This window comes from Gimibacter soli, from assembly GCF_028463845.1.
GTDB classification, from domain to species: domain Bacteria; phylum Pseudomonadota; class Alphaproteobacteria; order Sphingomonadales; family Kordiimonadaceae; genus Gimibacter; species Gimibacter soli.
The window spans coordinates 282,660-305,482 of sequence record NZ_CP116805.1 but is presented as its reverse complement, the minus strand read 5'-3'; the positions used below and the strand labels follow the sequence as shown (position 1 = coordinate 305,482).

The window sequence follows — 22,823 nt, the reverse complement described above, 5'->3', positions numbered from 1 at the left end:
TGGTGCAACAAGCCTGGCCATAAGGTCGCGACCCTAACCTCTAAGATAGAAAGAATCGACATGACAAACGTAACCGCCACTTCCAAAACCGTCAATCCTATCGCCACCCCTCTTCAGGTCTGGATCGAAGAGCTCGACGCCGTTGGCGCGCACGGAGACGAAGCCGATCTCCGCGATATGCTCGCATCCTGCCCGGACCTCGATTGTGAAGAGGCCCAACTGCTCATCGCCGATCTCGAAAATCGCGAAAAGCCGCAATTTTACTGAGCCGTTTCGCCGGGATTTTCAGTCTCAGCTGATAAGATTGGTCGAAAAACGCTGCCCGCAACAGGCAGTGAACGGAAGAGGATTCCTAGATGAAAATTACAAATCTCGTTAAACCCGATCTCGGTGCCGACAAGGTCGGGCGGATTGCTCTTCGAAGCCGCAACAATCTGCGAGCGCTGAAAGACCGTCTGGTTCGCCCCGCCATGCCATTCAGCACGTTTCGAGAAATGATGCAGATGCGAAACATGTCATCTGCTGATCTCTCATCCACCGTCGAACACCTGCGGACGGTTGGACTGATACTTGGTGCGATGAGCATCAGCAGCCTCGGCCTCGGAATCTACAACTTTTGCCAAACCGAGTGGAATCGTGGCCTGTATCCTATGGCCGTTTCCATTCTCTTTTTCGTGCTCAGCCTCGAGAAGTTTTGGCGGGTGCGCCAGGCAGAAGAACGGACATTCCTCGAATTTTGCGACTGGTTGAAACAACTTCCACTGCCGAAATCAGTAATTTCGTGCCTCAACCTCCTCAAAAGAAAAGGGGAAAAATAATGGTCGAAACTGGATATGAAAACGATCAAATCTATCGCGCCCTTGACGTGATCACCTCCGCCAGCGGGCAGGGTGGCTCTGTCATCGCAACTTTATTTGACCAGTACAACTCGTATGTTCTTGTCGTAGCGACGGGTTGGCTGACCTATCTTCTTCTGATTGGAATCGTGAACAGCGCCAAAGATGGTGAGGCCTTCGGCCGCGGCTGGTCTGGCACCTGGGGCATGCTCCGGGTGGTCGGCTCTTTCACGATGCTGGCGCCGACTGCCTCGGGCTACCCTATTATTATTTCAGTGATCATGGCGATCGCGGGGCAAGCTGTTGGTATGGCAAACGACCTTTGGGAGCGAGGCGTGAACCAGATGACCGAACACGTATCGCCTATCTCGGCGTCAAACGGGTTGGATGTAACGCGAGTTGCGCAGCAGATCTGGGAAATCCAAAGCTGCAGAGTGCTCATTAATTCGATCTTTTTTGAAAGATACGACTTGGAAAAGATCAATGAGATAGAACTCATCCTAATGGGCGAGGATGGTCAGGGTAATCTGCAATTAACGACAACGCCACTGATGGTCGACGGGGAAGAGATCCTTGGCAAGAACGCGTGTGGCAGTGCCCAAATTGGTGGACCAGCAATTGCGGGAGAAGATGTGTCAGCCCCGGCGGTAACCGCCATGCAAAATCTGCACGCCCAGCAAATCAAAAAAATTGCAAGGGCTGCGCAGCCGATGCTTGTCAATATCGCAGGGATGACACTCAATTCGCGAACGACGAAATGGAAAGACAGTTCCAACCGCACTGCTGCGGGCAAAATCGGCGGTACGATTTCAGAATATAATCAATTAGTTATCGCGCAGGCTGCCATGATTGCAGACGAAGAAGGGGATCGCCTGCGGGCTGATTTCAAAGACAGAGCCCTGAAAAGTGGTTGGGCCGGCGCGGGAATGTACTGGCTGGAAATTAGCAAGCTGAACGCTCGCGCAGCAAGCGGGATGCGCTTCCTCCCGAAAATTGTCGGGCCGGATTGGGATTACATTATCGAACAGTTCAATAACGACGATCACATTTCGGGAAAGGTTGAAGCGTTCCGGCACACAATAAATGACACGTGGCTGATGGTTGACCGCGGAACCGGATTTTCAATCGATGTGAATGAAAAAGAACGAGAACTGGAATGGTCGGACATGATGTCCGTCGAAGTATGGAGCGACGGCTTCGACAGCCTGAAAAACTGGTTCAGTAAGTACCTCACGCAATCGGTGAGAAGGGCACAATATGCAACCCTGTCGATCACAAACTTCTCGGCGGAAGGCGGGAGTGCCGAGGATAGTGCTGAATACCGTGAAGCGATGGCAAATGGAGCAGATCCAGAAAAACTCGCTGATATGATGGAAGGCGGAGGGGTGGTTGACCCCATCACTTCACTGACCGGGTTCGGGCACATCCTGCTGAATACATCCGAGGCCATATTCGGCGGGATGGCTGGAGCAAAAATGATCCTTACTGCAGCTGCCAAGTCGGCGGACAATCTGGCTAATCAACCTGTCGCAGGAGCCGCTGCTGCTCCACTGTCCGGAGGCCTGGCAGCGGCAGTTTCTCTTCATCAGAGCCTCTCAACCTACACGAATAGCATGGCTGGAACGCTGTTCCTTGTTGGTGTGTATTTCGCCTTTGTCATCCCCTTCATGGTCTGGATCAATTACCTCTTCGCCATTTTTCAGTGGATGATAGGCGTAGTTGAAGCAATCCTGGCGGCCCCCCTGTGGATGGTCATCCACATGAGCTTCAAGGGCGATGAGTTCGTCGACAACCGGATGGTGCCTGGATGGCTGATACTCCTTGGCGTGCTGATTAAACCGATGCTGATCGTGATCGGATTTTTCCTAACGATAGCGGTTTACTATATTTTCATATCAATCGCCATGAGTCAGTTCATCCCCTTCTTTAACGGGATGGTTGCTGGGAAAGTCGGAATCACCGCAACGATTGTCATGCTCGTTTTCCAGGTCGTGGTGGCCTGGTACATCGGAAAGCTCTCCTTCCGACTAATGACGTCGGTCCCTGATACAATCTTCAACGTTTGGTTCAATATCCAGAGCCGCGGCAACGTCGAGGGGGATGTAGCTGGAGCACTCGCGGGGACGGGGATAACCCAGAGATTTGAGGGGGTCGTGGCTGCTGCCGCTACCATGAACAAGACCCCGACTGGCCGTGTACGCAGCGCTGGTGTCGACATTGAAAATGTCAATCCGGAGGGTGGATCTCTACGACCGAACGTGAAGGATTAAGATGGAATAATGCGAAAGGCCCGATTTCTCGGGCCTTTCCTTTTGGTTTCGAATTTTTAGAAGAAGACCGTGTTCAGGGTCACTTCCAGGACGCAGATGGCAGCCAGCAAGTTGGGTGGCCAAAAGATCTTCAGAATCGCCATGTCATTTTTCCTTTCTGTTATCCGGCCAGTCGTCGGGTCGGTAGCCGGATAGGTAAGCGCGTATCAGTCGCTCCATGCGTGGTGCCGGCTTGCGGTGTGTTGAACAATGAGAGCCGAGCTCCATTCTCCTGATCGAAAGAGTATCCGTATCAAGCAAGATAGCGAGCTGGGCTGGCTTCAAACCCAAACTCTCGCGAGCTTTCCTAATCTCGTCTGGCAACATCATATCAAGGAAACTCCACGACCATACCAATGTTTATAATATATGGGCAATTGCCCATAATTTCAAGGGGGGAGTTATTGATTTATGCTCGTATGTCAGGAGAGATCACATCCCCGGACTCAACCCGCCTCCACCGTCGCCGAGCTTTACTGCCATCTGATAAGCTGCCCAGACACCCGGGCTCAGCGCGTCGAAATCGAGAAAATCATAGGTAAACTTGCCGAACTGGCGGGGCTCGGTGTGGCCATGCAGCACCTCCATGATCTCCTCCCTCCCTTCAAGGTCGAAGGTGCAGACCAGGGCGGCGATCATGCCGCCGGCTCGGGCGGTGGCATATGAGCTGGATGTCGCATCCTTTTTACCAAATCCGGTGCGGCTGAAATTGATCGCCGGCTCTCCATCTATAACCAGATCGACAATCCCTTCTAAAACACTGTCATAATTGACCCGCAGTCCTTTGTTTGTACCCGCAACGGAGATTGCCGCATGATGTGACGCAGGCCAGGGTGCAAAGTCAGCACGTTTATTCCCTGTTGAAGTTATGATCTGCAGGCCGAGTTCTTCAGCCGTTTTCATGAAGTGCTCCGTTGCAGCTGTTTTTTCGTTAACAAAGCTTGTGACGACAACTTTCACGCCATTTTCATGATACCAACTGAGTGCTTCATGAGCCGCTCGCCAATCAACCGCCAATTTGCCGCCTGAACCATCCTTCTCCAGAAATGGGTTCGCATGAAAGATCATGATCGCCCCGCCAGAGCCCAACGTTCGGTCAACTCCATCGATAATGCCGTGCACCATCAAGTCGCCATGACTAATCATTGCATCAGCAATCGGATAGCTCGCGCGATGATATCCTGGGCGGTCCGGAGCCTTGGGGCCGAGGATGATCGACAAGTTTGGCCGGTCATCCAAACTTGTCGAGATTTCCGTGTCAAGCAGGCCGATCTTTATCTCGCTGGCATGAGCGGCGCCTGGTGAGGCGGCGCTCAAGCATGTGGCAGCGAGAAGAGCAAGTTTTTTGTTTTTTGTCATATAGTTAACTCGTGAGTAACTATGAGCAGTTGTACCGCTTGATCTGTATTGTCTCCATGCAGATGCCGGTAGTGCCGGTGCACTTCGCAGTCCAGCCGGACTTAATTACATGCGTGTACGTCGAGCCGATGGTGCAGGCGGCAGATGAGGAAGGAGCACTTAGCGAACGCTTCTCTCCGGCCATGGGGGGCGACTTTGCGTAAGTCGTAGGCGTGCAGCCCCGCGGACAGGTGACTGTGGAAGGGAAGGGGGTGAAAATCCACTTCAAACCAGTTGGAGGCGGCGGGCAGGCCTTAGTTTCCGACGTCGCCGGTTTTGTGGCGCCCGCGCAATAAGTTGTCGAAATTTTTGCACCAGTCAGGTCGTTGCGACACTGAACTGTCCTCGTTCGAGTGCCGGCTGACGGGTCCGTTGCGCACCCAGCCCAAGAGCCCCAGCTTCCAGCCCACCAACTGTAAGACGCCGACGAACAGGATTGTGTTTTCGATGACGAAGGCTTTGAGCCCGAGCAATAGCTGTCGGACACGGTTGCACCATCTGAACGCTCACACCAGACTGTCCGAGTGGCAGACTGGCTGCCACCCGAGCATGAAGACCAACCGCTCCAGCCGGAGTAGGCCCAGTCATAAGTCGTGACAGTACAGGACTGCGATGATGTCGTCGAAGGTTTCGATCCCGAGCAGTAGGAGTCAGGCACCGTGGCGCCGTCAGAGCGCTCGCACCAGACAGAACGGCTGCGGGATTGGGACCCGCCGGAGCAAGCGGACCAGCCGCCCCAATTACCGGTCTGGTAGCTATATGAATAGCCCGCACATGCAATGCTCTCATACATGTCAGGCTTTAGGCCCGAGCAGTTAGTGTCGAGTTGCACCACACCCGGCTTGTCCGAGCGTTCACAAATTACCGCGCGTGTCCGGGACTGCATTCCAGCCATACAAGCCGACCAGGCGGTCCACGAAGATGGATTCCAGGCAAAGGTGAAATAATCGCAGTTCGCACTGCCGCCTGTACAATTTGCCGAAGAAGTGGCCGTCGACGAATTCCCGCTGATCGAGATGTCGTAGGTCTCACCGCTCATCAGCGAGTTCAGAATCTTGTTGTCGCTATCGACAAGCGATCCGACCAGGCGATTGATGTTGAGAGTGCCGCTCGAGAGATTGCTCGCGTTCGTATAATAGGATGCGCTGTTACCCGAAAGCTTGTCGGCATCATCTGCCTTCAGTGCGCGCGTCGCCTGTGTGGCGAGGTCGACGGTCGCCGCCGTGCCGGCCGTATTGGCAAAGCCTACCTCTCTTGCATGTCCAACCGTTTTAGCGTGAGCGAGTATCGGGAGACTATAGCCAGCCTCCATCTGTTCCGGGGTTAACGACGCCCCGTCCTGTGCTTCATATGCTGATGTTCGACCATCCGATTCACCTGCACGAACGGATACTTCAAAGGCCAAAAGTCCCGCTACGGCTAAAGATAACGCAGTGAATATTTTCAGGGTGGGAGATGCATGTGTCATTATGCTGGCCTCATAATGTATTAATGAGGCCAATTTATCATTTAAAGAATCGGCACGTAATTGAAAATCCAACAAAAAGTCACAGACATGACGGATTTTCACTTCAATATTCGTGTATAATATACATTACACACAACAATTACTTCATGCGAGGATGTCTTGTCTAAAATTGAGACAGTTGGTATCTTGATGGGGATCTCCGGCGGGCTTCTGTGGGTAAGTCCATCATCCACCTCCTCGGGAGGTAGGGCCGGGCGAAATCTCTGACGTCTCCTCGCTCTTTCGGCCCCTCTCTTTTCCCGCTTCAACCCCTTCTGCAAAAGACTGAGATCACCTCCCATGAAAATTGCATTCGGATCGGATCTGCATTTTGAATTTGGACAAGGTTTGCCGGATCTGTCGCCTGTTTTGGACGTGGATTTGATTGCTCTCCTGGGGGACGTCGATGTCGGGTACGAGCCGGCGTGGAATGGGAGGGACGACCCATCATCCCCTCGGCTGATGGTGTGGGCGCATCTGGTGCATGAAAGAACTGGGAAAGTGGTAGTAGCAGTCGCCGGAAACCATGAGTTTTACGGCGCGGTGCTGGATGACTATCTCGAATCTTGCCGAACATATGCCGAAAAACATGGTCTCCAGGGCAGTGTCTTTTTCCTAGAAAGAGATGTTATCGAGATTAATGGCGTCAGGATTTTGGGCTGCACGCTTTGGACCGATTTTCTGGCGTATGGCTCTGAGTGGAAAGAGTCTGCTCAGGAGGCCGCCAGAAAATTTCTGCACGATTTTCGGCAGATTCAAATCCGCCAGCTTGGTGTAGATCGTCCTTTTTCGCCGAAAGATGCTGAGCGCATCAATGCGGAATCCCGGGACTGGCTATATCAGGAACTCGCTAAAACTCATGTCGGGACAACAGTAGTCCTCACCCATTTCCCGCCCGTTTTTATGTCCGATCCTGTTCATGCTGGAGACGAGCTAGGGCCTTACTTTTACAACTCCTGGGCCGATGAAATTGCAGGTGGTCAGCTAATCCCGGATTATTGGATTTCTGGTCATACTCACTGGAATTATGATCAGATAATCGGTCGGACCAGAATCCTATCTAGTCAAAGAGGTTATCCAGGAGAAGGGCTTCCACCGTTTCAATGGGGAGTCGTTGAGGTCTGAGCATCCGGCTCTTAGTTTGTGCCTAGATACCCATCCAGGTAGTCAGCGCAAGCTACGAGACCTCGGATGGTCTTGAGAAGATCAATCGGCCTAGCCTGAAGCTCTCTATTCTCGGTGTTCAGCCAGCTCTTTGCGGCTCGATCATCACTGCCCACCATTGCATCAAGACTGTGGAACAGGCGCGCCAGATATTGTGCAAGTTCGAATTCTTTCGTTTCGGGGGAAAGCTCCCGAGCGCCATTGCGAAGTTGGCTGATGCTCGCAGGCGAGACGCCAAGAATGGCGCCAAGATCTGAGTTTTTGATGCTCCATAGGTCAGCAATCCGATTGATCGCCTTGGTCAGCATTCTCACATCTTCAGCAGTATATCGCTTTCCTGACATAGACGTATCAGGCTTTAGGAGTCCACATCATCAGATGTCATTCTGTTCATTTTTCCTTTTTTTATCATTTTGTACGCAAACGCTTTGCCATCGCTTGTTAAATGGCTCCCATCTGATTGGGGCATATAGGCATCCATGTTAGCAAATATGATTTGGCCACTCGTCTCACAAATAGCTTCAACGCAAGCTTCAGCAATCCCGAGCCTGCGATACATTTGGTCGACATTGGCTGAGGTCAACAATAATTCATACTGAGGTTCGCCCATCGCATCGAGCCTAACGCAACATTCACCACAGATGATTTCACCAACTTTCTCGCCACTCGTATTGAATGCCGATGCCGAATGCTCGTCTGTAAGGATGGTAATCAATCCTTTTGAGGTGTTGAGAGTTTTCTGCAATTTGTCGTATTCCCTTTCAAAGGCATCACGCGCCAATGCGATTGGGCCCCAGTTGCTGTTCTGAGTAAGCGGCAATAATACTAGCCATTGACGAACGCGCCAAATTTGAGTGTTCTAGGCGCATTACGGGGACATCATGCAAACTAGCCGACCTGATCATTTACCTGATTATACACATCCGCCACTCGATGAAGTGGTGGTTGGTTTGCAATTCACGGCTTGTCCGACCTATACGTCACTAGGCCTTCATACGCTCCATGACCTTTTCAGTGAGGAATTCCCTAGTTTCCAAGAGCAATTCCCTATGGATGCCACTTTCGAGACGTTCGGAGGGTCACGACCTCCAGGTGTCCAGTTTAGGTTATCGCCGCCGCCGCTGCGTCCTCGCTCGTGGTTTATTGCTGCTGATGAAAGCCATTTGCTTCAGTTCCAGAACGACCGGTTACTATTGAACTGGCGCCGGAGGGACGGAAACCGCTACCCTCGCTTTGAGGGGATGGCGGAAAATTTCAGCACTTATTTCGAGCGTCTGAAAGCTTGGTACAAAGCTTTTCATAACTTCGTCCCGGAAGTGACCCAAGCGGAGATCAGCTATTTCAATATAATCCCGGTTTCGAGTTATAGTGAGATCGAGGACTGGTTCAGGTTCAGCTCATTGAAGGATGGCGACATCGAGAATGTATCGTCAAGTTTCGTAGAAATCCTGAAGCATTCAGATGGCAGGCCTTGCGGGAGGCTGTTCGGTGAACTTATATCAGGGCTGAAGAATGATGGTTCCTCCTTTGCCTTAAGGCTGAACTTCACTGTTCGGGGGGCACCGGACGGAACAGATCTGGTATCAGCCATTAAGTTTCTTGAGATGGGGCGAGACAAAATCGTTACCACCTTCGACAAAGTAACAACAGAGCAGGCCCACAAAGCGTGGGGTAAAGTGCAATGAGCCCAAAAGCCAATGCAATATTCACAAGTGCGTTTCAAAATCACATGGACCTGTTTTCGACTCTCAACTTGTCACAGAGCTCAGGCCAGATAATTCGACGCGACTTCAGACCTCATCGTATTGTTGTCGAGACGTATCAGTCTGAATGGATGTCCGTTCTGCGTCCGCGATTTGATGAACTGACGGCTTTGCCCAGAGGGTGGGATGGCTATCAGGGGGTTCCTGTCTCATGGAGTTGTGCCGAATTCGCGGCAAACATTCTGGACCGTCTCAATGAAGAGTATGTACCGCCGCCGAGCCTAGTACCTGGAAGTGACGGCACCGTTCAGATCGAATGGCATCGCAACGGCTATGATGTCGAAATCCATGTCTTGGCCCCAAATAAGGTGAATGCGTATCGTTACGATAGGAACTCCGGGCATGAAGAAGAGTTTAACCTGACAAACGATTTCAGTTCGGTCCAAAATTGGGTGAAGCAGCTTTCGAACCGCGGGCGGACTGATGCTGTAGCCGTCGCTGCTGAAGGCTGATTTTTCGTATGGTGGCGCCGTACGATGATGACTCGATTGAGGCAGACGACCTGATCATTCGCCGCATCGATCCCGAAAACCACCTCGTTTACGATGAGAACCTGCAGACCAATCGCCTGTCCAGTCAGGTATTTTCTCCGTCCTCTGGTGGCGGGATGTCAGTCGATATTGAAAAGTTGATCACTGCTACCGGCAGCATGCCGGAAGAATATGTCGTTACCCCCAAGTGGAAAGGCGCTGTGCAGTTTACGGCAGGCGCGGCCAGAGATGTTGAGCTCATGGTCGGACTGGATCCGCTGGACAGCAACCCCTGCCACGGTGAGGTATGGGGGAGGTTTTCACGCTCACAGAAACGGGCCTTGATGGAAGCATCAGAATGGCTTGTGCCCCTGACCGGCGTAGAGATCGATAAGAGAACCTGATCCCATTCTCGCGAATGAAGCGGAGCTACCGCTCGCTTCATTCGTCTGTTGTCACTGATCGTGCAACTTCAACCTTCGCAGTCAGATTATGCACCCACCATCCAAAGTCTTTAGGGTTGGGGTGAGCTTAATATGATGCTAGCCAAGCAGAGGCTTGGGGTGATCTTAGAAAATCCGGTTCCTTCTTTGCATTGGCTCTCACAATCTGGGCCATGGCTTCTATTGGTTTGGCTTGTGCCATCCGCTCATTATGTGCGGCAATCTCTTCTTTGACATGGTCTGGAAGATTCTTTGCGGCAAGCCAAGGCTCCACCCAAGTTTGCCAAGCAAACCAAGTAAATTTGAGAGCAGCTAATGTCCCGGCTACCCATGCTGGCACACCTGCAGCATGCATAAAATGAACAGCTAGGAGTGAGATTGCTATCATCAGTCCGCGTCCCAACATGACCCCCCTTTTGATGAGAGGCACCCGTTCAAGTAGATCATTATGACTCGCAAATGTCAGTAGATTTGATATACATAATTATCTGGAACAAAATAGAAACGTATTGAGATTGTGCATTGCCTGACAAGCATGACAACCAGCATGAAATGTCTGACGAAGACCTCCTGAAACTCAGGCTATTCTATGATGATATCGCCCTTGTTTCTCCATATGCGATCATCGCCCCCCCAGATTGGGCGGAGGCGGTAATCCAAGCAAAATACTCTTTGCCTGCACCTAAGGGAACCAAGCTGCTCCAGTGCTCATTGCCTGGAAGACATAAACACAACCAGGGCTTCATAATGATGTCCCCTAGCGGGGTAAAATTCCTTGCTGGAATCGACTGTGGGAAGAAGGAATTTGGGGGTGACTTTGCCGGACTCAAGACCCGGCACGACACTGCCAGAAAAAGGCAGATTTCTGTTAATCGATATATTTTACTGAAGGAATTTCTTCCAACATACCTCGAGAAGATAACCAGAATCGAGAATGACTTATTTCCCCGTCTTATTGAGCTGGCTGATAACTCGATCGATAAGTTTGACTCTCTGCTTGATCACATAGGATCTGATGGGAGACTAGCTTACGACACCTTCGAAGAGGATTTTCAGGCCACTCAGCGGGCAAAGGAAGCCGTCGCTAAGGAGCTGGAAAAAATCGAAGCTGACTTCAAACAAAATCGCATAAAAGAGACAATCTTTAAGAAACGAGTCCAAGACATAAATCTACGGATCAGAGCCGTTAAGCCTGTCATGCGACAGGTTACTAAGTATCTTAAGGATCGAGCTCTTGGATTTGAATTTTTGAAGGAGGCCTCCTCAGAACAGACGAGATTCGCTGAGGCAGATATTGTCCTTAGAAAAACCATGAAACAAATGAGGCATGCTACATCGAGCGACTCTTTCAGCAATGACGAGCTTGAAGATTTGATTAAGGCAGCAAAAGCTGCTTTCAAGGAAATCGATAATTGTTTGCCAATTTTTGAGAGCGCTAACCGATTTTATTCTAATCAGAATCTAGGCCTTCTCAGCCAATGGGCGCCTATGGTATCTCCATCCCAATCGGTCACTTTCACAAGTCGTAGAGTGGATATCAGGATCGGTGAGTATCTAGCTTCTATTGATAGGCCAGGTCAGTTCATCGTGCCCCCACTGCCTGATCCTAATCAGATATTGGATGCTCTTCCTGGAGTCTAATATAGGGTGAAGATAAACTGCATCTGTACGAGCAGGCTGGTGCTTCGACCGGGGCACTAACAGCTAAGCAGCCTTCACCCGACAAATTTCGATCGGCACATTTTCGTCTGAAAGCCATTGGAGCCATTCGAATTGCGCCTCCCGTAGCTGCTCGCGGACCTTCTTGGTTTCTACGAACTTCATCGTGTCTTCCTTCCACACAATAAAGTCGGGCAAACCAGCACGGTTCTGGTTTGGATTTGTAGCAATCCTGTAGACGATCTTGGCGAAAAGAGGAGCCGGGAAAATCTCCAGAAACTCCTGCACGATTGACGACCTAGCATAGCGAAGGAGATCCTCATCCCCATCGAACAATAGCCGGGTCCAGGCCCCTCTTGTCTTGCCGATCTGCCGATTAATGAAGACCTTCAGATTGGCCGATGACAGGTTTGCAAACTTTTGATCGATGCTTTGTTCGCGCGCTCTGTAGAAGGTTTCATCACGGAACAAGTCGATGGGAATATCTGCTCCGTGCTGCGGAGTTCCCATCCCGGTGAATATCTCGTCCCAGAAGGTAAGACAGAACATGGCTTGCCAGAATGAAACTTCAGCCCGCATAACCTTCCATCCATCCGCTTCCATATGATCGGCGAACGCGTCTTCTGTTGAGCAAGGCGTTCCATCTTTCCGCAAAAAGGCCAATTTGCCCTTTTCGCCAGAGGCCTTCACTTCGATCATTGTTGTAATATCATCGATGGAAAGGGACTCGGTTACATCTGGGGCCGCCATTGCTACCTCGGCACCATCCTCGTATCTGATTCTGGCGCCAAGATGATGCAGCCTGGCCAGTCCCTCGCGGTCATTCTCGCCTTCCAGAACGCCTTTCAGGGTCTCATAAAGAGACAGGCGCGGGACTTCATATGATGGCAGTGCTTGAACCTTCTCCAGTGTCATTCTGGCGATTTTCCTGTCCCTGTTCGGGTCATAGATGTCGAAGGCTTTTTGAGCGTTATACTCAACCAGGAACGGCTCGATTAGGGAAACTCCGCGCTCGCACCACATGACCAGCTCATCCCTAAACCCTACGGGGTTGAACTTGTAGCGGCGTGTCAGATAGTCCACGACCGAAACAGCAGCAAAGTATCTTTGACCGGCTCGTGTTGCCTCCTCGTAATAGGCCTTGTTGGTCTCGTAATGCTCGTGTGCCGCTGTGCGCCCATGCCACAGCTCCAGGGTCCTGCCGATGTCCTGTTTGGTTTTTGTCGCTATATCCATTGTCGAGAAGGGAAAAGTGACGACGTATGCATTCTGGAGCCCTAGCAAGGCCTCAAAATATTCTTCAGCCTTCCAGTTGGTTTGAAGTTTTTGGAGACCAAGGAAGTTTTTCCAGCCCTGCAAGGGATTGGTCAGCTGCAGGATGACATGCTCAAGGGAGAGATATACGGCGACCGTCTTGGCGAACGGGTCGTCACGGTCCTTGTAGTAGGTCGCAATCGCTTTGCGTAGGACCTTGTCGCGCTCTACCGGATCCTCAGACAATCCTAGATCGAAAGCCTCTGAGCGCACCAGCGCCAGATCCTGTCCATGATTGGTCGCATAGTATTCCATCGCCATATGGGCCATTTGCAGGGCCTGGTCGGTGTCTTTCGGGAACTGGTGGGATTTTTTGAAAGAAGCGAGGGCTTGTTCGCGGCGCGCGTAGGAGGCGTCCATCGTGTTTGTGTCAACATAGGTTGACACCCGGACCCTGGGTGTGTGGATGCGAGGCTCTTTTCGGGGCTCGCCTGATTTGCGGGAATGATCTCGTCGGGTCTGACGCCAGAGGTAGATCAGCACCAGCAGGACACCAATTCCGTAAACTATCCTGTCCTCCATGCCGCATTCCCCCAGAAAGCAATAATCTCAACCTCTGGGGAGATTTTGGCGTGGCACAAAGTTCAGTCGCAACCGAAAAGTCAGAGAGGGCAGGTGAAACTTGTTAGATGCTTAGCCGCTTCGCCACCCATGCATCAATGTCAGCGGGCTGATAAAGCGGCCGGCGACCAAATTTTTGGAAGTGGGGCCCACCTCCCACCACCGCCCACTTTGCCAATGTGGATTTGGCAATCTCGATGCCGTGCACGAGTGACAGATAAGTTGGCACCTCATCACGCCGAAGGCGCGGTTTGGTCAGGAGTGCAGGTTTATTATCGTTGTCGATCATTTCTCAAGCTCGCTGTTGTTTGCTTGAGATGACCGTATCAAACGAAACTGAAAATCCATGCAGATCGACCCGAAAAAAATGCATCAATCGTCATTTTTTTCACTCATGGCCGTGTCGATCGCTTCTGAAACCCGATCCGCAGCAGCCAAAAGGACCTCATCAAGGTGGTGCACATAGCGGCTCGTTACAGATCCTGCTGCGTGGCCGATTAGGGCGCCGATAGTGATTTCTGAATAGCCCAAATCACCAGCCATGCTGGCATACGAGTGACGAAGCGTATGAATTGTGAATCCGGTCAATTCAGATCTCTTCAAAATTCTTTTCCATGCCCTTGCCATTCCACCAAAGGGCTTCGTCTTTTGTCGAGCACCAGGCAGTACGAAGTCGCATTCGTTGGATCGTGGGGCATTCTTAAGGAGGTCGATGGCCAGCTTGCCAAGAGGTCTAACCGATTCACCTGTCTTGGAATCACCCAAGCGTAAACATCGGTTCGTGAAGTCCACTTCATCCCATTTAAGGTTGATAATTTCTGCTTTGCGGCATCCGGTCAGAGCGAATAGGCGAACCGCTAGGATCGCCTGATACGTATCACCTTCCCACTCTGACTTTTCCAAGCCATTTCCGAGCTTTAGATACTCCTTTTTAGTTAAGCGCGTGGTTCGCTTAACGTAGGCTGGCTTTTTCACACCAGTCACCGGGTTGTATGCGATCAATCCTTCTGAAACGGCATAGGACATAATGCTTCCAAGCAAGCCAACCGTTCTAGTTGCTGTACCAGCCCCGCCTTTCACTACCGTTCGACCCCTCAGATTCCCTGACTCAACGTCCTTGGCAGTTTTGCCAACCGTCACATCCTTGATGAATTTGGAGATGTCGGCTTGAGAAATATCCTTCACGCTGATCTTGCCGAGCAGTGGTTTGATGTGCTGCGCAACGCGACCCCGATCGATTTTGAGCGTACTTTCTTTTTTAGGTTTGCCGCTTCGCCCAAGAATCAGTCCTTTGTCGGCGGCTTCAAGATATCGATCGCAAAAATCCGCAAGAAGAACCTGCTGGGCCTTTTCCTTCTGTTTCATGGCAATGTCTGCGGCTGGATCACCTCCCGCTGACACTTGGCCAGCATATGTCTTTGCCTGGCGCCGCGCCTCTTCGGCCGTTACCTTGCCGTGATGTCCAAGCGTGATTTTTTTGATTTGCCGGAAGCCCCTGGGCCTGTACTGAAAAAAGAATGTTCTCTTTTCAGAAGGCCACACCCGAACACCAAACCCTTTCACCTCATCGTCCCATAGAACGAAGTCCTTCTCTGTGGATGTGAGGCTATCGACCAGGGTCTTGTTGATCTTGGGCATAGTGTGCTTCCTTCAGGTAGCCAATAGGTAGCCAAAAAAATCCAATTCAGGCGATTCTGGGTAATCTCAGGAAAGCCATGAAGTTCATGTAATACGTTAATTATCGTGTAAAATATATATGTTACACGACATCGGTAAGCAACGGTAAATCAGGGTAAACAATAGAGCGCTGCCCTCCGAAGGCAGAGGCCAGGGGTTCGAATCCCTTCGGGTGCGCCATTTCCGGTCAAAGATGGGCACTTCCCCATTTCCAGACTTTTGTGCTGCGACTGCGTTTTGCCCGGATTAGCGTCCGGGCGTGTAATCTCACGGCTGTTGATGCTGCTCTTGCGTTAATGATCGCGGGCATAAGTGGCAAGTTGCGTGTTAACTACTTGTTAACAAATCGCGTGACGACCCGCCAAAACTGTTATAAAGAAAGTTTACGCACCGCCGTTTTGGGGCTAGCGGTCAATCAGGCATGACAGCTTTTTCTTGTTGAAACTGAATTGATATACCCGGCAGGCGATGGACCTGACCGGATGGGAGAAACGTCATGCTCAGGAGAGCTCTGCTCGCGGGCCTCGCTGCGCTCGCGCTTGGCGGTACGGCTGAGGCGACCGTCTATCAGTTTACCGGCACTGTTAGTTTTGGCGGCAATGATCCGTTGGCGGCGGCCTTCGGGGCAGTCACGGGCGACAGCTTCACCGCGCTCCTCGATTTCGATGACAGCCAGACCATTGTCCCTGACGCTATAATTACCCTTTCGGGCAGTGGTTCGGACTTTAGCTACACGCGCGCCTATTATGACTATGACAGCTTCTCATGGTCGCTGGGGTCGGTAAGCTGGGCTTATAATGGGTCATTTTTCTCTGGTGATTGGTTGACGGTGTTGGACGGTGATGATGGCACATCGGATGTCAGTGACAGCCTAAGAGTTGAAGGTACTAGCAGCAATCATGCTATTGCAGGCGGCTCAATCACTCAGTCCAGAATAGAATCATACAATTGGGATGAGACATTTTTGACGACCGCTGATGCTTCTGCAATCGGCGCTTGGAATGAAGTGGCGGCCGGTTCCAACTCGGGTCAAATATATACTACGATAGGCACAATACGACTTTCTAACATCAGCATGACCGTGCTTGGCGGTGTGCCCGAGCCGGCGACCTGGCTGATGATGATCATGGGCTTCGGCTTTGTCGCCGTGGCGGCGCGGCGGCGCAAGGGCGCTGTTGCTGCCTGAAGAAATTGAAAGAGCGGCCTTCGGGTCGCTTTTTCATTACGTCTTACGACAGATCAGAATCTGCAGGCTCCAGTTCCCATCTTCAACCGCGTTGGTGCGCCAATTACTCCCCTTACAGGCACGGCACTTCATTTCACCTGGCGCGATCCATGCGTCTGGGTGGCAAATGACAATCCGGCCGTGACGGCTGGCGTCACGACCGGACTGGTCTCTCGGGGATGAAGGGCGACCAGCGAGGGCTGCTGGGCGCTTGTTGTATCAGGACTGGGCGCGGATCTGCCCGACGAACGAGCCGACGCTCGTTTGCATCTTGTCGACATTCTCGTGCAGGACCGACATGGCGACCGTCATCTCGCGGGCGGCAGTGCCGTTGGCGGCGGCGATTTCGGTCATGCGGGTCGACCCGGTTGCCGCCTCGGCCATCTCGCCGGCCGCGATGCTCACGCTGCGCGAGATTTCCTGGGTGGCGGCGCCCTGTTCCTCGACTGCCGAGGAAATGGCGGTCGACACTTCGTCGATCTGGCGGATGACCGATGCGACATTCTCGATCATCTTCACCACGTCGCCGGTAGCTTCCTGCATTGTGGCGATCTGGGTGGCAATCTCGTCGGTCGCCTTGCTTGTCTGGTTCGCGAGGCTCTTCACCTCGCTTGCCACCACGGCGAAGCCCTTGCCGGCCTCGCCCGCCCGCGCCGCCTCGATCGTGGCGTTGAGGGCGAGAAGGTTGGTCTGCTCGGCGATATCATTGATGATGGTCACCACCGCGCCCACCTTGCCTGCGAGTTCATTGAGTGAGGCGATCCCGTCGGACGACTGGCCTGCGACCTCGACCGCGCTGCTGCTGAGCTGGGCGGCACTTACTACCTGCCGCGAGATTTCCTGGATCGATGCTGCCATCTGCTCGGATGCGGCCATCACGCTGTTCATGCTGGCGGTGACGCTTTCGACGACCTTGTGAAGGCTGTCGCTCGTCATGTTGTTTTCTTCAGCGCGGTTGCCGACTTCGTCCACGAGCTGCATCACGGAGGCGACCGTCGTCTGCAGTTCCTCGACCGTCAGGTTCACCGATTTGTCGAAATCTTCGGCGAGGCCGGCGAGGAAACGGCGGCGCTCGGCTGCTGCTTCTTCTTCGGCCTGACGGCGGCGCTGCTGCTCGTCGCGTTCGCGCTGGAGTTCTTCCTCCAGGCGTTGCTGGCGTTCAAACTCGGCCTGTTCGCGTGCCTGTTTCTGCTCTTCCTCCAGCTGGCGGGCCTGCAGGAGTTCGGAACGGAACAGTTTGAGCGAATCGACGATCTGGCCAAGCTCGTCGCCGCGCTCGAGGGCATCAAGGTCGATGTCATAGTCGCCGGAGGCAAGGGCCCCGGTTGCATTGGAGAGTTTGGATGCAGAGCGCACAAAGCCAATGATCGTGAAGGCCGAGAAAGCGATCACAAGGATGATGGCGCCGCCCGCGATCAGGATGAAGCTTGTCTCGGTGCTGGCGGCTTCCCGTTCGCTATGTTCCAGGCTTTCCTGCGACAGCGCCTGTACGCGCGCGATGGCCGAGCGGGTCTTGTTGATCAGGTTGTCGTAGTTTTCCCGGAACGGCTCGATTACCGAAATCGCGCTCTGGAAATCGATCTCGGCAAGCTCCAGCACCACATCGATCGTGCCTTTGTAGGTTTCAAGCTCAGCCGGCAACTGGCCGATTTCCTGCCCGGCGCCGGCATCAAGCGTCGTGACCTTGCCCGCGAGCTCCACAAGCTTTTCATTGAGGCGGTCAACGCGGTCCTTGACGGCACCAAAGCCGGTTGCGGCGTCATAGGTGCCACCGGCGGCGGCGATGGAGGTCGTGACATTGTAGAACTGGCCGTCGATGGCAAGGAGTTCCGCCTCGACTTCCTTCAGTTCGGTCACGACACCCACGTTTTCATTGAGAACGCGGCTGAAGTTGCCAACCTGCAGGCCAAGCGCGTTCAGGCTGAGAACAGCGATGAAGGCAAGCGCTGCGAGGGACAGGAACGGGGGCAGACCAACCTTGACGGCGAGGGGCCAGTTATCGCTGGAGAATCGCTGCATCATTGTCACGTCATCCTTGTGTTTCGAGCATTTCAGGGCGGGCCGCTACGCTGGCCGAGAGGCCGGTTCTAGAGATACCGGCGACCCGGCAGCGTGCTGCCGGGTCGTGTACAGTGTCCTCAGGATCAGAAGTTGAAACCGATCCCCATCAGGACGCGGGTGTCTGCCTTGAAGACAGAGAGGCCGGCGGCATTGTTGGCCGTCAGGTTTTCGCCGGTCATCCACAGCGAAATCCCGTTGTCCATCGCATAGGCAACCTTGGCATCAACGGTAACATTGCCGCCGAGATCGCGGTAGCCCGGGCCGGTGACGAGCCGCTGTTCGGTCGACGAGCGGTAACGACCGACGACATAGGCGTTGAACGGGCCGTCGACATAATCGAGCTTCACATTCAGCTTGTGGGCTGCGGTACCTTCATCGAGCGAGATGATGGCTTCGGTCGCAGGCGACAGGAAGTCCTCTTTCACGTCCGTCCAGGTATAGTTCACGGCCCAGCCAAGCTTGTCGTTCATGGTGCGGCCGCGCAGCGTTGCCTCGATGGCATATGCCTTGAAGTCACCGATCACGTCTTCGGTCAGCCGCACATAGGGATATTCGGCGGTGGGCAGGTTGATCGTGACGTTCTGGCCAGCGGCGAGGAAGTCCGAAACCTTGGTCAGCGAGCCGGTGATATTGAAAGCGCCATTGATGGCCGCAACGTTGCGGTCAAGGGCGATTTCGTAAGCCTGGTTGATCGAGGCATTGAGGTTCGGGCTGCCGGCGTAATAGAAGCCGCTCGGCAGCTGGGTTGCGGCGCCGAAGCCGACAAGGGCCGGCGCCTGAACGCCGCGCGCGGTGCCGATGCGAACCCGCGTTTCGTCGTCGATCGTGTAGGCGAGCGACGAGTTATAGCTATATTCGGTCATCGAGCGGTCATAGTCGGCCTGCGTATAGGGGAAACGCGGGTCGCCGATGGGGCCGTGGCCGAGGTTCAGCTTGTCGAGGCGCAGGGCGTTCGTCAGTACCAGCTTGTCGGTGACCTGCCATTCCCACATGCCGCTGCCGGAATAGACCGAATAATAGGTCTGGCCAGCATCTTCATTGACGAATTCAAGTTCGTCGCGGCGATATTCGAGGCCGAGACGGACGCTGTGACGGGCGCCGATCTTGAACAGGTCTTCAAGCTTGGCGATGACAACGTTGCTGATGCTATTCCCGATGCCCGGCGTGTCCTGTTCGACCGAGTTTTTGTAAACCTGTGCCTTGATCAGGCCAAGGCTGGTGTCGGCTGCGACCGAGCCATTGAGGCTTTCGAGCGTGGTCGTGAAATTATAGAGATCATACTGGTAGGCCTGCATGATCTGACGGCTTTTGCTGTAGGTATAGCTGGCGTCCGCGCGGATGTTGCTGGCGAGCTGTGCCACAAGTTCGGCCGAGAAGTTTTCGCGCGCCGGGTCATGATCGGCGGTGATGCCTTTCCAGTCGTTCGCTTCGGTCACGCCGCCCGAGAATTTCATGCCGACCTTGTCGTTGATCTTCATGTTGCCGACAGCAGAAAGCTCGTAGGTGCCATCGGTGCCGCCCTGGGCGCTGCCGTGGAAGCTGTTGCCGGTGGAAAGCGGATCGACGGTGATGATATTCACCACGCCGGCAACGGCGTTGAAGCCGAAGAGGGCGCTGTTCGGGCCTTTTACCACTTCGATCTGCTGGATCTCGCTCATCTCGATGCCGAGGAGGCTCCAGTCGGTGTAGCCATAATGGTCGAGATAGGTCTGACGGCCATTGACCATCACAAGGAGGCGCGGGTTAAGCGGCATGTTGGCGCCGCGGATGCCCACTTCACGCTGGCCGGTGGCATAGCGGTTCACATCGATGCCTGCATAGTTCTGCAGGATATCGGGAATGGTGCGTACACCTGAACGGCGGACCTCCTCGCCGGTGATGATGACCATCGAAGCCGGGGCTTCGGACTGGCGCTGCGGCTTGCCGGTCGCACTCGTCGTTACGGGCTCGCCGAACAGTTCTTGCAGGTCACCGTAGTTCACGGCCTGGGCGAAGGCTGCGTTGCTCACCGTTGCCGGGATCAGGGCAGACGCCATCACAATCAGTTTTTTCATTTGGGAGAACTCCTGGGGGAATGGGGCTCGAAGGGTCAGGTCCGCGCTCAGCGTTCCTTGACCATCATGAGAAAGGCTGCGCCGAACTGCAGTTTGGACGCGCTCGTCGCACTCTTGCTGACGACAATCAGGACCTTCGGTTTTGACTGGACGCCGACCACGCAGCGGTCGGTCTCAACGCAGCTCATGTCGTTTGAAATGGTCAGGACCGAATTGGCGGCAGCCGCCGCGCTCACCGGACCCATGCCGTCGCCAACACCGTGCGCGAGGAAAGCCACCTGCACGTTTGCAAGGCTCGCCGCATCGCCAACCGCTACCAGTTGAGGGCGGAGCGTGCCGCTTTTGATCTTCAGGCCGTCGCCCATGGCCGCCATGATGGCGTCGGCATCGGCTTTCGAAGCGGGGTTGGCAGGATCAAACACGACGGCGGTGGGGACATCGCCTGTCAGGGCCGGTTCTACAAAAGCAGCTGCCTTGGCACCGACCTGGATATCGAGGGTGGTTGACTGGGCATGTGCAATACCGCCCATGCAGGTGGCCAGCATCGCCAGCCCTGCCGCCCGCGCAGCAAAGCCTGTTACCTTATTTTTCATTGGAAGCACCTATCTCTCAGTAATCAAAATGCGTTACCTGGATAGGCTCTGTTTACTGTCACATAGATAAAATACGGTTAATTTTTTCATTAATTACCAATTAATTAGTATTAACGAAGTATCAAGGCAGCAATCTTGATTCGTATATTTCAACCGGCGATCTGCAATCGGTACCGGATTGCTGTAATCAGCGCGCGATTGCCGGGCAGGAGGGCGGGGATACGTTTGTTGCGGTCGCGGGCTTTTTGCAGATGCATGTCGGCAAGTGCGATACGCTCGGGCACCTGTTCCAGATGGCAGGGCAGCGTTTCGAACCCCATGCCATAAAGAACATACTGGTAGCTTGACGCCGGGAACGGGTCATAGGGACTGAGGAAGCCGTTGTTGGCCGGCGGTTGGTGGCGCCAGAGGGTGAGAAGGTCCGTGAGGCTTTCGGGGACGCTCTCTGCGCGCCGGTTGTCGCGCCAGAAGGCGCTGTCGCTCCGCTGGCTCAATATATAATGCAGTTTCAGGAAATCGACGATCCGGTCCCAGCGGAAGCGGCAGATGCGGTTGAAGTTGCCTGCCACCACATCCATCCCTTCCCGTGCCGCCGGCAGATGACGGGCGATCATGGCAGCGGCCAGCTCGACCATCACAAGGGCCGAGGCTTCGAGCGGTTCCAGAAAGCCTGCCGCCATGCCGACGGCCACGCAATTGTTGACCCAGAAGGTTTCCCGGTGGCCGGGCTCGAACGCCAGGTCGCGGAATTGCAGGCTGGCGGGATCAGCGCCGAGGCGGGCGATGTAACCCTCAAGTGTCGCCTTCGCCGCATCGGGCGTTGTGTGGGTCGAGGAATAGACATGCCCGACCCCGCGCCGCGACGGCAGGCCGATATCCCAGATCCATCCGGCATCGGTGGCGGTTGAAAGCGTGGCGGATTCGATTTCAGCGTCCGGCGCCGGATAGGGCACCTGTGCGGCAATTGCGCGGTCGATGAACAGGGTGTCCTTCCGGCTGATGAAGGGCACCTTATAGTGACGGCCAATGAGGAGTGCCGCTGTACCGCTGCAATCGATGAAAAGGTCGCCGGGGATTTCGCGGTCGTCTGCGCAGGTGAGCGAGGCGATATCGCCGTTCTCGCGCGCCTTCACGCCTGTGATGTCGGCAAGATGGTGCCGCACCCCAAGGCGGCGGATAGAATGGTCGGCGAGGAAGGCGGCAAACTTGCCCGCATCCAGATGATAGCCGTGGTTTTCGACGCTCGCATAATCGGCAGCATCCAGCGGCTTCGGCGCCCGCCAGGCATCACACAAGGCTGCCTGGATGCCGACCGCCGCGGCGAACGGGATGTCACGGTGCTTTTCCTGCCAGCGGGCGGCGAGGTTCACCTCATCAAAACCCTGCGGCAGCGAGAAGGGGTGATAATAGGCGTCGCCCGGCGCACCCGTCACCCAGCCGATGAATTTTGAACCCTGCTTGAAAGTGGCGTCGCACGCGCGGATGAAATCGGATTCGGCGATCCCCATCTGCCGAAGCGTCTGGCCCATCGTCGGCCACGTGCCTTCGCCGACACCGATGATGCCGATTGTGGGGGATTCGACCAGTGTGACGCTGATCGGGGCGCCAGCGTCCCCGCAGCGGTAACGCGCCGCGATCAGGCCCGCCGTGATCCATCCCGCGGCACCGCCGCCCACCACCACAATCGACCGTATCACCGATTCCCTCCCGTTTTCCCACCATCGCCAAAGCGCAACCACGCCCGGAATGTGCGCGTGAAACCGGTTACATTTTGTGATTGACACATTCC

At 54.1% G+C, this 22,823-nt stretch carries 20 protein-coding genes; 9 read left to right on the top strand and 11 right to left on the bottom strand.

The window, feature by feature from the left end:
• Positions 1-60 precede the first annotated feature (60 nt).
• The 3 genes from PH603_RS01405 (at position 61) to PH603_RS01395 (ending at position 3,106) form a co-directional block, all read left to right on the top strand.
• The gene (locus PH603_RS01405) at positions 61-267 is read left to right on the top strand and encodes a hypothetical protein (RefSeq protein ID WP_289504133.1); all 207 of its coding nucleotides are present in this window, start codon (positions 61-63) and stop codon (positions 265-267) included.
• A gap of 89 nt (positions 268-356) precedes the next feature.
• Positions 357-818 (top strand): hypothetical protein, encoded by a 462-nt coding sequence (locus tag PH603_RS01400; RefSeq protein WP_289504132.1) that lies wholly within the window; start codon positions 357-359, stop codon positions 816-818.
• Positions 818-3,106: a DotA/TraY family protein gene (locus PH603_RS01395; RefSeq protein ID WP_289504131.1), complete on the top strand. Its 2,289-nt coding sequence runs from the start codon at positions 818-820 to the stop codon at positions 3,104-3,106. The genes PH603_RS01400 and PH603_RS01395 overlap by 1 nt, the downstream gene beginning before the upstream one ends.
• Positions 3,107-3,577: 471 nt before the next feature.
• Here PH603_RS01395 and PH603_RS01390 read toward each other — a convergent pair whose 3' ends face one another.
• The gene (locus tag PH603_RS01390) at positions 3,578-4,504 is read right to left on the bottom strand and encodes a S8/S53 family peptidase (RefSeq protein WP_289504130.1); all 927 of its coding nucleotides are present in this window, start codon (positions 4,502-4,504) and stop codon (positions 3,578-3,580) included.
• Positions 4,505-6,350: 1,846 nt separating this feature from the next.
• On the opposite strand from PH603_RS01390, the gene PH603_RS01385 reads away from it, so the two are divergent.
• Positions 6,351-7,175, top strand: coding sequence for a metallophosphoesterase (locus tag PH603_RS01385; RefSeq protein ID WP_289504129.1), 825 nt, complete (start codon positions 6,351-6,353; stop codon positions 7,173-7,175).
• Positions 7,176-7,186: 11 nt separating this feature from the next.
• Here the strand turns inward: PH603_RS01385 and PH603_RS01380 are convergent, their stop codons facing one another.
• Together PH603_RS01380 and PH603_RS01375 are read right to left on the bottom strand one after the other, a co-directional pair.
• The gene (locus PH603_RS01380; RefSeq protein ID WP_289504128.1) at positions 7,187-7,522 is read right to left on the bottom strand and encodes an antitoxin Xre/MbcA/ParS toxin-binding domain-containing protein; all 336 of its coding nucleotides are present in this window, start codon (positions 7,520-7,522) and stop codon (positions 7,187-7,189) included.
• 50 nt (positions 7,523-7,572) lie between these two features.
• Positions 7,573-7,995 carry a hypothetical protein gene (locus PH603_RS01375; protein WP_289504127.1) on the bottom strand — a complete coding sequence of 141 codons (423 nt, stop codon included), beginning with the start codon at positions 7,993-7,995 and terminating at the stop codon, positions 7,573-7,575.
• 100 nt (positions 7,996-8,095) lie between these two features.
• Between PH603_RS01375 and PH603_RS01370 the strand changes: the two genes are divergently transcribed.
• Genes PH603_RS01370 through PH603_RS01360 form a run of 3 tightly spaced genes read left to right on the top strand, consistent with a single transcriptional unit; the run spans position 8,096 to position 9,851 of the window.
• Positions 8,096-8,899: a TIGR04255 family protein gene (locus PH603_RS01370; protein WP_289504126.1), complete on the top strand. Its 804-nt coding sequence runs from the start codon at positions 8,096-8,098 to the stop codon at positions 8,897-8,899.
• Complete coding sequence (locus PH603_RS01365) at positions 8,896-9,429, top strand: hypothetical protein (RefSeq protein ID WP_289504125.1); 534 nt, start codon at positions 8,896-8,898, stop codon at positions 9,427-9,429. Before PH603_RS01370 ends, PH603_RS01365 begins: the two co-directional genes overlap by 4 nt.
• 8 nt (positions 9,430-9,437) lie before the next feature.
• Positions 9,438-9,851 (top strand): hypothetical protein, encoded by a 414-nt coding sequence (locus tag PH603_RS01360; RefSeq protein WP_289504124.1) that lies wholly within the window; start codon positions 9,438-9,440, stop codon positions 9,849-9,851.
• A gap of 127 nt (positions 9,852-9,978) precedes the next feature.
• Here PH603_RS01360 and PH603_RS01355 read toward each other — a convergent pair whose 3' ends face one another.
• Positions 9,979-10,278 carry a hypothetical protein gene (locus PH603_RS01355; protein ID WP_289504123.1) on the bottom strand — a complete coding sequence of 100 codons (300 nt, stop codon included), beginning with the start codon at positions 10,276-10,278 and terminating at the stop codon, positions 9,979-9,981.
• A gap of 164 nt (positions 10,279-10,442) precedes the next feature.
• Between PH603_RS01355 and PH603_RS01350 the strand changes: the two genes are divergently transcribed.
• Positions 10,443-11,531: a hypothetical protein gene (locus PH603_RS01350; RefSeq protein ID WP_289504122.1), complete on the top strand. Its 1,089-nt coding sequence runs from the start codon at positions 10,443-10,445 to the stop codon at positions 11,529-11,531.
• 63 nt (positions 11,532-11,594) lie between these two features.
• On the opposite strand, the gene PH603_RS01345 is transcribed toward PH603_RS01350, so the two are convergent.
• The 3 genes from PH603_RS01345 to PH603_RS01335 form a co-directional block, all read right to left on the bottom strand.
• On the bottom strand, positions 11,595-13,385 hold the full coding sequence (locus PH603_RS01345; RefSeq protein WP_289504121.1) for a VRR-NUC domain-containing protein: 1,791 nt from the start codon (positions 13,383-13,385) through the stop codon (positions 11,595-11,597).
• Positions 13,386-13,488: 103 nt separating this feature from the next.
• Complete coding sequence (locus tag PH603_RS01340) at positions 13,489-13,713, bottom strand: helix-turn-helix transcriptional regulator (protein ID WP_289504120.1); 225 nt, start codon at positions 13,711-13,713, stop codon at positions 13,489-13,491.
• Between the two features lie 83 nt (positions 13,714-13,796).
• A complete protein-coding gene (locus PH603_RS01335; protein WP_289504119.1) occupies positions 13,797-15,062 on the bottom strand; it encodes a tyrosine-type recombinase/integrase in 1,266 nt (421 codons plus the stop codon).
• 535 nt (positions 15,063-15,597) lie between these two features.
• On the opposite strand from PH603_RS01335, the gene PH603_RS01330 reads away from it, so the two are divergent.
• Positions 15,598-16,287, top strand: a complete 690-nt coding sequence (locus PH603_RS01330) for a PEPxxWA-CTERM sorting domain-containing protein (protein WP_289504118.1) — start codon at positions 15,598-15,600, stop codon at positions 16,285-16,287.
• Between the two features lie 258 nt (positions 16,288-16,545).
• Here the strand turns inward: PH603_RS01330 and PH603_RS01325 are convergent, their stop codons facing one another.
• The 4 genes from PH603_RS01325 to PH603_RS01310 form a co-directional block, all read right to left on the bottom strand.
• Positions 16,546-18,348, bottom strand: a complete 1,803-nt coding sequence (locus PH603_RS01325; RefSeq protein ID WP_289504117.1) for a methyl-accepting chemotaxis protein — start codon at positions 18,346-18,348, stop codon at positions 16,546-16,548.
• A gap of 122 nt (positions 18,349-18,470) precedes the next feature.
• Entirely contained in the window at positions 18,471-20,441 is a 1,971-nt protein-coding gene (locus PH603_RS01320; protein ID WP_289504116.1) for a TonB-dependent receptor plug domain-containing protein, read from the bottom strand.
• Positions 20,442-20,488: 47 nt separating this feature from the next.
• Complete coding sequence (locus PH603_RS01315; RefSeq protein WP_289504115.1) at positions 20,489-21,034, bottom strand: hypothetical protein; 546 nt, start codon at positions 21,032-21,034, stop codon at positions 20,489-20,491.
• Between the two features lie 149 nt (positions 21,035-21,183).
• Entirely contained in the window at positions 21,184-22,731 is a 1,548-nt protein-coding gene (locus PH603_RS01310) for a tryptophan halogenase family protein (protein ID WP_289504114.1), read from the bottom strand.
• Between the last annotated feature and the right edge of the window lie 92 nt (positions 22,732-22,823).